This is a genomic window from Sporosarcina sp. GW1-11, from assembly GCF_033088395.1.
Lineage (GTDB): Bacteria > Bacillota > Bacilli > Bacillales_A > Planococcaceae > Sporosarcina.
Window position 1 is genome coordinate 43,640 of the sequence record NZ_JAPMIW010000021.1, and the last position, 8,218, is coordinate 51,857.

At 43.1% G+C, this 8,218-nt stretch carries 8 protein-coding genes; all 8 read left to right on the forward strand.

The window, feature by feature from the left end; all coding sequences use genetic code 11:
- The first annotated feature begins 176 nt into the window (after nt 1-176).
- The 8 genes from cysK (at nt 177) to lysS (ending at nt 7,791) form a co-directional block, all read left to right on the forward strand.
- A complete protein-coding gene (gene cysK / locus ORD22_RS12320) occupies nt 177-1,103 on the forward strand; it encodes a cysteine synthase A (protein WP_317646324.1) in 927 nt (308 codons plus the stop codon).
- A gap of 334 nt (nt 1,104-1,437) precedes the next feature.
- Nucleotides 1,438-2,079, forward strand: coding sequence for a peroxiredoxin family protein (locus tag ORD22_RS12325; protein WP_317646325.1), 642 nt, complete (start codon nt 1,438-1,440; stop codon nt 2,077-2,079).
- Between the two features lie 25 nt (nt 2,080-2,104).
- Nucleotides 2,105-3,529 (forward strand): anthranilate synthase component I family protein, encoded by a 1,425-nt coding sequence (locus ORD22_RS12330; protein WP_317646326.1) that lies wholly within the window; start codon nt 2,105-2,107, stop codon nt 3,527-3,529.
- Entirely contained in the window at nt 3,475-4,380 is a 906-nt protein-coding gene (pabC, locus tag ORD22_RS12335; RefSeq protein WP_411567652.1) for an aminodeoxychorismate lyase, read from the forward strand. The genes ORD22_RS12330 and pabC overlap by 55 nt, the downstream gene beginning before the upstream one ends.
- Nucleotides 4,380-5,231 carry a dihydropteroate synthase gene (folP, locus tag ORD22_RS12340; protein ID WP_317646327.1) on the forward strand — a complete coding sequence of 284 codons (852 nt, stop codon included), beginning with the start codon at nt 4,380-4,382 and terminating at the stop codon, nt 5,229-5,231. The genes pabC and folP overlap by 1 nt, the downstream gene beginning before the upstream one ends.
- 21 nt (nt 5,232-5,252) lie before the next feature.
- A complete protein-coding gene (folB, locus tag ORD22_RS12345; RefSeq protein ID WP_317646329.1) occupies nt 5,253-5,621 on the forward strand; it encodes a dihydroneopterin aldolase in 369 nt (122 codons plus the stop codon).
- Nucleotides 5,622-5,638: 17 nt separating this feature from the next.
- Nucleotides 5,639-6,133, forward strand: a complete 495-nt coding sequence (gene folK, locus ORD22_RS12350; protein WP_317646334.1) for a 2-amino-4-hydroxy-6-hydroxymethyldihydropteridine diphosphokinase — start codon at nt 5,639-5,641, stop codon at nt 6,131-6,133.
- Nucleotides 6,134-6,300: 167 nt separating this feature from the next.
- A complete protein-coding gene (gene lysS / locus ORD22_RS12355; protein WP_317646330.1) occupies nt 6,301-7,791 on the forward strand; it encodes a lysine--tRNA ligase in 1,491 nt (496 codons plus the stop codon).
- Nucleotides 7,792-8,218: the final 427 nt, after the last annotated feature.

The following is an 8,218-nucleotide window of genomic DNA, read 5'->3' on the forward strand; positions in this document are numbered from 1 at the left end:
GCGGGTGAATCGTTTATTCGAAAGTTAGCGGTTGCTAGTGCATATACTGTATTTTTAAAGCAGTCCATCGATAAAATGTACTCTTCTGAATAATTTGTTTGACAAGTTAAAAAGAAGATAGTATCATCAAGTCAACAAAGCATATAAAAATACTAGGTATTGGGAGCGGATTATATATGAGTAGAGTCGGGAATTCAGTTATTGATTTAGTAGGTAATACACCGCTAGTCAAATTAAATCGTTTAACAGGATCTGAAGATGCAGATGTTTATTTGAAATTAGAATTCTTCAACCCAGGTTCTAGTGTCAAGGATCGTATCGCGCTTGCAATGATTGAAGCTGCTGAGAAAGATGGTAACTTAAAAGAAGGCAGTACGATTATTGAACCAACTAGTGGGAATACAGGAATCGGACTTGCGATGATTGCGGCAGCTAAAGGATATAAGGCTGTACTCGTTATGCCAGACACGATGAGCTTAGAGCGTCGCAACTTACTGCGTGCATACGGCGCAGAGTTAGTGTTGACTCCGGGCGCAGAAGGAATGAAAGGTGCAATCGGCAAAGCGGAAGAACTCGCTTCAGAAAATGGCTGGTTCTTACCACAGCAATTTAATAACGAAGCAAATCCAGAAGTACACCGTCTAACAACTGGACCTGAAATCGCAGATGCACTTGACCGCGTAGACGCATTTATCGCAGGAATCGGAACAGGCGGGACAATCACAGGTGCTGGAGGCGTATTGAAAGAGCGTTTCCCAGGTATCAAAATTGTAGCAGTGGAGCCTGAAGACTCTGCAGTGTTGTCTGGCGGCAAACCAGGCCCACATAAAATTCAAGGAATCGGTGCGGGTTTTGTTCCGGAAGTATTGAACACGGACATTTATGATGAAATTATCCAAATCTCTAACGACGATGCATATGCAATTGCGCGTCGTGCAGCTCGTGAAGAAGGAATTCTAGGTGGCGTATCTTCAGGCGCTGCAATCTCGGCTGCACTTCAAGTAGCTAAGAAGCTAGGCAAAGGCAAGAAGGTAGTCGCAATTATCCCGTCCAACGGAGAACGCTACTTAAGTACACCGCTTTATCAATTTGACGAAGAATAAAAGAGAGCGCCTACCCGGCGCTCTCTTTTTGGCACTAGATAAAAAGCTGGGGAATGGAAAGAATACTTTTTCAGGTGAAAACTACTATGAAACTTCAGGCAACTTATATTCCGATTATAGGATTAAAAGACCAAACCATACCCTCCAGAAAAGCGTCCCATCTGTAAAGGAAAGATCGGATCACTCAATTACTCTGTTTTTTATAGAAATCATAAAGATGTCAGAATCTCTACACTTTTATCAGACCGTACATTTCTGTATAATTAAGTCGGAACATGAATGTTAGAAATACATAAGTATAGAAAAACATAAAAAGTATTAGAGGAGGCTCCCAGTGAAGAAAAAATGGAGCATATTGATTTCGGTTTTTATCGTCATCACAATGGTCACGATCATTATCATAATCAACCGAGAAATCAAAAAAGAAACAGGCGGAATAGACGGTTATGAAAGTGCGATGATACAGGATATGCCGAAAGACCAAGTCGAACGCCTTCCGGAAGATTGGCAAGTTGCGGAGAATGCTGAAAATCCTGGTTTGAATCCGGGTGATCTCGCGCCGGATTTTGAATTAACGACTCTCGACGGAAAGAACGTTAAACTATCCGATTATCGTGGAAAAACGGTATTGCTGAATTTCTGGGCATCTTGGTGTCCGCCTTGTCGATCTGAAATGCCGCATATGGAGGCATATTATAAAGAATACAGTGAATCAGAGAATGTTGAAATACTTGCTGTCAACATGACGAAGACGGAAAAGAATAAAGAACAAAGTGCTAAAGACTTTGTTGAAGAATATCAATTGACTTTCCCTATTTTATTAGACAAGAAGAGCGACGTCATGAAAATGTATCAAGTGAAGGTCTATCCGACGACGTATATTATCAATGAAGAAGGGGTTATAACGGACAAAGCGATGTTCCCTTTAGATGATAAACTATTAAAAGAATTACTAGACAACAGTAAGAAAAATTGAGCAGAGACATTCAGGGGGAAACATCATGGACACAACAGCTTATCAGAAAACACCAATGACGAAAGATGAATTCTTTTATGCCTATCGTCAGCTTGCGGCAACAACGGAACGTCATATTCTACTCGAAAGTGGACGTGGCGGTGAGATGTGTATTGCGGGTATTGATCCACTTGTGACGGCACAGGCGAAAGAACGTGGCTTACTTTTGCAATGGCGGGATGGAAGAGAAGAACTTCTGACAGGTGAAGATCCGCTCGTCTTGCTTAACGGATTACTAGAGCAATATAAATTGGCGCATCATGAAAACTTGCCTGCTTTCCAAGGCGGCGCAATCGGGATGATTAGCTATGATTATGTCAGACGCTATGAAACATTGCCGACTCTTGCAGATGACGATTTGTTGACGCCTGATACGTATTTTTATCTTTTCGATCAGTGGGCTGTATTAGACGTGAAAAGCGAAACGGTTTACTTTATGGCGTTACCAGACAAGCAATCTTCATTGGAGACTATGCGTGATGAATGGACGGTAGCTGCAAAAGAGGGGCTAGCCAGTAGGAAGTTTTCTACAGGACAAGCGGTAGATGTAGAAGTAACGGAAGAAGATCTGCAAGTTTCTGTAACAGGTGAGCAATTTGAGCAAATGGTACGAGACGTTCAACAATTTATCGCACAGGGAGATGTTGTGCAAGTGAATCTCTCTGTTCGTCAATCAAAGCCGGTGCAAGCTCCTTCATTATTGATGTACGAAGCGTTGCGTTCGTTTAATCCTTCGCCTTATATGGCTTATATGGCGGCTCCTGAATTTGAAGTAGTCTCCGGATCGCCTGAATTGTTGTTGAAGAAACGTGGCAATGAATTAAGCACACGTCCAATTGGCGGGACACGCAAACGTGGAATGACGGAAGCGGAAGATCAAGCATTACAGCAAGAACTCATATCCAACACAAAAGAAAAAGGCGAGCATAAAATGTTAGTCGATCTTGAATGCGCGGACTTTGAAGGTATTTGTAAGCCGGGAACAGTGGAAGTCGATGAATTCATGGTCGTCGAAAAGTATTCGCACGTTATGCATTTAGTATCAAATGTTCGTGGAACAGCGGCATCTGATAATTACGCAGAAATTATTCGTGGAGTATTTCCTGGAGGGTCCATCACTGGGGATCCGAAGCTACGCACTATGGAAATCATCGAAGAACTGGAGCCGACACGAAGAGGTCTGTACACAGGCTCGATAGGTTGGATTGGGTTTGATGGCGATATGGAGTTGAATATCACGATTCGCACCGCATATATTCAAGAAGGCATGGTGCATATTCAAGCGGGTGCCGGACTAGTGCCTGATTCAGATCCTGCAGCGGAATATGAAGAGTCGTTAAACAAAGCTAAAGCATTATGGCAGGCGAAGGAAATGGCAGAACAGATTATAAGAGAAGAGCAACTCCGTTGATTTGTTGGATGAACGGTAATCAACAGCCGGCTGATGAGTTGCAGATATCTCCTTATGATCATGGATTTCTATATGGACTCGGATTTTTCGAGACATTTCGTACGTATGGTGGAGAGGTATTTCTCTATGAAGCGCATATGGATAGACTGAGATTCGCGCTTTCGGAGTATCGGATCGCTATGCCGTACGGCGACGAAGAAATTCAACAAGCCATTCATTCGCTTTATGTGGCGAATGGTAGCGAAGACGGTTACTATCGATTGAATGTGTCTGCAGGAGTTCATGATATCGGATTAGCACCCGTCAGCTATGAACAACCGAACGTGATAATTTTTCAAAAGCCTCTTCATTTGCCACCAACTCATACAGAAAAAGATGGAGTGTGGTTGCAGACGACGCGCAATGAACCGGAAAGTTTGATTCGTCATAAATCGCATCAATACGCGAATAATGTACGGGGGCGCTTAGAATTGCCTTCTTTGCGAAAGATGGAAGGCTTCTTCGTTACGACGGAAGGGTTTGTCGCGGAAGGTATAACGTCTAATATCTTTTGGGTAAAGGAAAATATACTCTATACGCCTTCATTGGAAACAGGAATTTTACCAGGGACTACCCGTGCATTTGTACTGACATTAGCAAACGATCTAGGATTATCAGTAAATGAAGGACTATTTTTGCCGAAGGATCTAGAATCTGCACAAGAAGTTTTTATCACAAATGCGATCCAAGAACTCGTTCCAATCGGCAATGTAGCGAACACGAAGTTTCTTGGCAACGAAGGGCCCATCTACCAACGACTACATAGGAACTATCAACAAGCGATTAGCCAAATGAAAGCGAGTGACCAGTAATGGAGCTAGAGAAAGCACGTACGTCTTATCAATTCGGCGAGACGACGATTAAATTTGCAGAAGAAACGGTCATTATGGGCATTTTGAATGTCACGCCAGATTCCTTTTCGGATGGCGGGAAGTTCGACGGACATGATCTGGCGTTGACCCATGCACGCCAAATGCTAGTAGATGGTGCGAAAATCATCGATATCGGTGGAGAATCTACTCGACCTGGTCATACACCAGTTTCATTGGAAGAAGAATTGGAACGTGTTGTGCCGGTTATCGAATTGCTGACAAAAGAGTTAGGCTGTGTCATTTCGATTGATACGTACAAGGCGGCAGTGGCGGAAGCGGCAATCCAGGCAGGCGCTAGTATTATCAATGATGTGTGGGGTGCGAAGCGTGAGCCTGAAATTGCAGAAGTTGCTGCACGCTATGGAGTGCCAATTATTTTAATGCATAATCGGGACAATCGTGAGTACGAGTTGCCGTTCATGGATGCAGTCGTTGCGGATTTACAGGACAGCATCGAAATTGCGAAAGCGGCGGGTGTGAGTGAAGATATGATCTGGTTAGATCCGGGCATTGGCTTTGCGAAAGACACAGAACAGAATATACTTGCTATGCAAGGTTTGCCCGCAATCGCGGAACTAGGATACCCCGTGTTACTTGGGACATCCCGCAAGAAGATGATAGGAAATGTATTGGCTGTGCCGGTAGATGAGCGAGTAGAAGGAACAGGTGCGACAGTGTGTTACGGAATCGAGCATGGCTGCCATATTATGCGGGTGCATGATGTGAAGGAAATCTCACGTATGGTCAAGATGATGGATGTTTTGACGAAAAAAACCGTTTTCACAGGGTGAACGATTAAATGGAGGGATTTCATGGATTATATTCATTTGAATGATATGGAGTTTTACGGTTACCATGGAGCATTGCCTGAAGAGAATAAACTAGGCCAGCGTTTCCGACTCACCGTTTCGTTGGCAACAGATCTTGCGGAAGCGGGACAAACAGACGATTTATCGAAGACGATGAACTATGCAGAAGTCTATGAGATGTGCAAAAACATTGTTGAAGGTGAAGCGGTCCATTTAATTGAGACAGTTGCGGAAACGGTAGCGGGGACGATTATGACGGACTTCGCTGAAAAGGTCAATGGCGTTCGCGTGTTGCTAATTAAACCAGATCCGCCGATTCATGGTCACTATGCTTCTGTTGCGGTTGAAATCACGAGGGGGCGCTTCTCGTGAACACGGCCTATTTATCGATGGGTTCGAATATCGGCAATCGCCTGGAACACCTCGTGCAAGCGGTTCACTTATTGCATGAGCATCCCGCTATAAGCGTCAAAAAGGTATCCTCTGTTTATGAGACGGATCCTGTTGGATTGACCGAGCAGGCAAAGTTTTTGAATATCGCAGTGGAACTTGAGACTTCATTAGAAGCGACTGAACTACTAAGCGCTTGCCAATTTATCGAAAACAAACTCGGTAGAATGCGGAAGATTCGTTGGGGCCCACGTACGGTGGATCTTGATATTTTGCTTTATAATGAAGAAACGATACAGTTAGAGAATTTAATCGTCCCACACCTACGAATGGCAGAGCGCGCATTCGTCCTGATCCCACTCATTGAAATTAATTCAGAATTAAAGAATCCTGTAACTAAGAAACTATACAGTGAGGAACCGGCGATGGAAGAAGAGGGAGTGGTTCTTTGGAAAAAGGTTGAAGGTGTTAAGGGGTTCTTGAAGCAAGACTGATCATTAACTTTCTAAACATGAAACTGCTCTCGTATAGGGCAGTTTTTTCTATGGAAATAACATGTATAATTGTTTGCCCTTTTGTTAGGCAAGTAATTTGTGTACAATAGTTGCAGACAACCTATCCTGAGAAGATGGTGGGTTAAAGTATGAAGGAGTGAAAGGGAATGTCCCATTTGGATGAAATGAATGATCAGCTTTTGGTGAGACGCCAGAAGATGAATGATATACGAGAAAGTGGTTTGGATCCGTTCGGTGCCCGTTTTGAACGCACACATCTAACAAAAGAGATTAGCTCTGCGTATGAAGATTTATCAAAAGAAGAGTTGGATGAAACCGAGCATGAGGTAACAATTGCTGGCCGTATCATGACGAAGCGCGGTAAAGGTAAGGCTGGATTTGCACATATTCAAGATCTAGGCGGACAAATTCAAATTTATGTGCGTCAAGATGCAATAGGTGAAGATGCATATAAACTATTCACATCGGCAGATCTTGGCGACATTGTCGGCGTTCAAGGGATTGTTTTCAAAACAAAAGTAGGCGAACTTTCTATTAAAGCGACGAACTTTACATTCTTGACGAAGTCCTTGCGTCCGCTACCTGAGAAATTCCACGGCTTACAAGACGTAGAACAGCGGTATCGTCAGCGCTACCTTGATTTAATCACAACAGAAGGTAGTAAAGAGACGTTCATCATGCGTAGCCGAATTATTCAATCGATGCGCCGCTACTTAGATGACCAAGGTTTCCTAGAAGTAGAAACGCCTATGTTACATTCGATTGCTGGCGGAGCAGCGGCACGTCCGTTTGTTACGCATCATAATACACTGGATATGACACTATATATGCGAATCGCTATTGAACTTCACTTAAAGCGCCTAATCGTAGGTGGCCTAGAGAAGGTATATGAAATCGGTCGCGTATTCCGTAATGAGGGAATGTCTACTCGACATAACCCAGAATTCACAATGATTGAATTATATGAAGCGTATGCGGATTATAATGATATTATGGAACTTACGGAAAATTTAGTGGCTCATATTGCGCAAGATGTACTTGGTACAACGACAATTCAATACGGTGCAGACCAAATTGAATTGGCGCCACGTTGGAAACGACTGCATATGGCAGACGCTGTTAAAGAATACACGGGTGTAGACTTCTGGCAGCAGCTAACAAAAGAACAAGCACATGAACTAGCGAAGGAACATAACGTTCAAGTAACTCCTTCTATGGAAGTAGGACATGTTCTGAATGAATTTTTTGAGCAGAAGGTAGAAGAAGAACTGGTACAACCTACTTTCATTTATGGCCATCCGGTTGAAGTATCACCACTTGCGAAGAAGAATCCTGAAGATCCACGTTATACAGATCGATTTGAATTGTTCATTGTTCGTCGTGAGCATGCTAACGCATTCACTGAATTGAACGATCCAATTGATCAGCGCGAACGCTTTGAAGCTCAGCTGGTAGAGAAGGAGCAAGGAAATGACGAAGCGCATGAGATGGATGAAGACTTTATAGAAGCGCTTGAATATGGATTACCACCAACAGGCGGACTGGGAATTGGAATTGACCGTCTAGTGATGCTATTGACGAATGCACAGTCAATCCGTGACGTACTACTATTCCCGCAGATGCGCTCAAAAGACTAATATAACAGCCCTGGCTACTAGAGCCGGGGCTGTTTTGTCGTTTATAAACAGTGGTTTTCAAAGGGTGAGTAAATAAATCAAAAGTTTTTTTAAAAAACACTTGCACTTTTTAAAAGCAGGTGGTATATTTAATCACGTTGCTTTTGAAGTTAGCGACTCAGCCAAAAACGAATTGAAAAGTTTTTGAAAAAAGTGTTGACAACGAAATGGCGATTTGATATGATTAGAAAGTTGTCTCTTACGAAAGAGCAACTACATGAACCTTGAAAACTGAACAGCAAAACGTTAACGAAATAAACGTTTGTGCATCGGCTCTGTCGGTGACATAAACAAAATGAGTATCTTAATTGATGCCAGCAAATGAAACTCGAGCTAATCGAATTTTCATTCTACTGACTGGCGAGACATTGTGGAGTGCTAGGAAGCG

Bases quoted from the DNA above. Each gene is read 5' to 3' on its own strand.
- cysK (WP_317646324.1), top strand. From the start codon at position 177: ATGAGTAGAGTCGGGAATTCAGTTATTGATTTAGTAGGTAATACACCG.
- ORD22_RS12330 (WP_317646326.1), top strand. From the start codon at position 2,105: ATGGACACAACAGCTTATCAGAAAACACCAATGACGAAAGATGAATTC.
- pabC (WP_411567652.1), top strand. From the start codon at position 3,475: ATGGCAGGCGAAGGAAATGGCAGAACAGATTATAAGAGAAGAGCAACT.
- folP (WP_317646327.1), top strand. From the start codon at position 4,380: ATGGAGCTAGAGAAAGCACGTACGTCTTATCAATTCGGCGAGACGACG.
- folB (WP_317646329.1), top strand. From the start codon at position 5,253: ATGGATTATATTCATTTGAATGATATGGAGTTTTACGGTTACCATGGA.
- folK (WP_317646334.1), top strand. From the start codon at position 5,639: ATGGGTTCGAATATCGGCAATCGCCTGGAACACCTCGTGCAAGCGGTT.
- lysS (WP_317646330.1), top strand. From the start codon at position 6,301: ATGTCCCATTTGGATGAAATGAATGATCAGCTTTTGGTGAGACGCCAG.